The following is a 2,379-nucleotide window of genomic DNA, read 5'->3' as shown; positions in this document are numbered from 1 at the left end:
GTTCCGGCATCGGGCGGGCGATCGCGCAGGCCTTGCTGGAAGACGGCTGGCTCGTCAGCGGCCTCGACCTGGGGCCGGCGACGCTCGAGCACCTGCATTTCCACGCGCTGCGCGTCGACCTGGCCGACGGCGCGGCGACCGACGCCGCGGTGCAGCACCTGGCCCACGCCCAGGCCTTCGTGCATGCCGCCGGTGTGCTGCGCGTGGGCAGCCTCGGCAGCCTGCAGGCTGCCGACGGCGAACTGATGTGGCGCCTGCATGTGGATGCCGCCGAGCGCATCGGCAACCGGCTGCTGCCGGCCATGGCGGCCGCGGGGCATGGCCGCGTCGTGCTGATCGGCAGCCGCGTCGCGCAGGGCAAGGCCGGCCGCAGCCAGTACGCGGCGACCAAGGCGGCGCTGGCCGGCCTGTCGCGCAGCTGGGCCGCCGAGGTAGTGGCGCACGGCGTGACGGTCAACGTGGTGTCGCCCGCGGCCACGCAGACGGCGATGACCGACGACCCCGCCCGGCAGGCCGCCGCGCCCGTGCTGCCGCCGATCGGGCGGCTCATCCGTCCCGACGAGATCGCCGCGCTGGTGGGCTTCCTGCTCTCGCCCGCGGCGGCGGCCATCACCGGCCAGGACATCCAGATCTGCGGCGGCGCCTCGCTGCCGCGCTGAACACTCCCCAGGAACCCCCCATGAAGATCATCGAGATCCGCGAACAGACCAAGCCCATCCAGTCCAGCATCCGCAACGCATACATCGACTTCTCGAAGATGACGCTGAGCCTGGTCGCCGTGGTCACCGACGTGATCCGCGACGGCAAGCCGGTGATCGGCTACGGCTTCAATTCCAACGGGCGCTACGGCCAGGGTGCGCTGATGCGCGAACGCTTCCTGCCGCGCATCCAGGAGGCCGATCCGGCCAGCCTGCTCGATGCGGAACGCGACAACATCGATCCGCACAAGGTGTGGGCCACGATGATGACCAACGAGAAACCCGGCGGCCACGGCGAGCGCTCGGTGGCGGTCGGCACGATCGACATGGCGGTGTGGGACGCGGTGGCGAAGATCGAAGGCAAGCCGCTGTTCCAGCTGCTGGCCGAGCGCTACGGCACCGGCCGCGCCAACCGCAAGGTGTTCGTCTACGCGGCGGGCGGCTACTACTGGCCGGGCCAGGGCCTGGAAGGGCTGGAGCGCGAGATGCGCGGCTACCTCGACCGCGGCTACTCGGTGGTGAAGAAGAAAATCGGCGGCGCATCGCTGGCCGAAGACTGCAAGCGCATCGAGGCCGTGCTGCGCCTGCTCGGGCCGGGGCAGAAGCTGGCGGTCGACGCGAACGGGCGCTTCGACCTGAAGACTGCCGTCGCGTATGCGAAGGCGCTGTCGCAGTACGACCTGTTCTGGTACGAGGAAGCAGGCGATCCGCTCGACTATGCCCTGCAGGCCGAGCTGGCGCAGCACTATGCCGGGCCGATGGCCACCGGCGAGAACCTGTTCTCGATGCAGGATGCGCGCAACCTGATCCGCTACGGCGGCATGCGGCCCGACCGCGACTGGCTGCAGTTCGACTGCGCGCTCAGCTACGGGCTGGTCGAGTACCTGCGCACGCTGGAGATGCTGAAGGCGCATGGCTGGTCGGCATCGCGTTGCGTGCCGCATGGCGGGCACCAGATGTCGCTGGCCATCGCGGCCGGCCTGGGCCTGGGCGGCAACGAGTCGTACCCGGACCTGTTCCAGCCCTACGGCGGCTTCCCCGATGGCGTGCAGGTCGACAACGGGTATGTCACGTTGCCCGAGCTGCCGGGGATCGGGTTCGAGGGCAAGGCGGATCTGTACGCTCAGATGAAGGGGCTGGCGGGCTGAGTTGTCACGAAGGCGCAAACGCTGCCTGGATGGCTGCCACGAGTTCTGCGGCCAGGGCTTCGTCTGCCAGCGCGGGTATTTCCCTCAGCAGCTTGTTCGACACCTTGCCGCCGTTCTCCCGCACTGAACGGATGATCCGATCGATGTCGCCATCGGGCCCTTCGATGACCTGCTTGACGCGCTCGCGGGCCATGCGCAGGCTGCGCAGATAACCTGCCTCCTTGCGCATCTCCTGCTCGATGGTCAACTGAACCACCTGGGCCAGGTACTCGACGTGGTCGGTCATGTCCGGGTAGCGCCAGGCGGGCAGCGCGTCCTGCCAAGCATCGAATTGCAKGTGGTGGTGCACACCGTCCTCGGCCACTTGCTCCGCGCCAAAGCGCCAGGCCTGGGCGTACTTGCGCATGAACGGTCGCGAGAACAGTTCCAGCACCTGGTCGTAGCCGCGCCGCTGAACGACGCTGCTCGTGATCGTTGCCGACACCGGAAGGATGAAAGGCGCGGGGATGGCGCCATCGCGCCGCAGCACATCG

The 2,379-nt window shown here is 68.9% G+C and carries 2 protein-coding genes and 1 pseudogene; 2 read left to right on the top strand and 1 reads right to left on the bottom strand.

Annotated features, from left to right (window positions below; translation table 11 throughout):
• A partial coding sequence (locus tag AC1D15_RS27405; protein ID WP_477828487.1) for an SDR family NAD(P)-dependent oxidoreductase occupies window positions 1–659 on the top strand: 659 nt, incomplete at its 5' end.
• Between the two features lie 20 nt (window positions 660–679).
• Window positions 680–1,846: a mandelate racemase/muconate lactonizing enzyme family protein gene (locus AC1D15_RS27400; protein ID WP_477828486.1), complete on the top strand. Its 1,167-nt coding sequence runs from the start codon at window positions 680–682 to the stop codon at window positions 1,844–1,846.
• Between the two features lie 4 nt (window positions 1,847–1,850).
• Here the strand turns inward: AC1D15_RS27400 and AC1D15_RS27395 are convergent.
• A pseudogene (locus AC1D15_RS27395) lies at window positions 1,851–2,379 on the bottom strand (Fic family protein); the annotation flags it as partial.

This window comes from Rhizobacter sp. P2_H2 (genome assembly GCF_056403375.1).
Note: the sequence above shows the minus strand (reverse complement) of the source record. Positions and strands in the feature narration are given on the sequence as shown.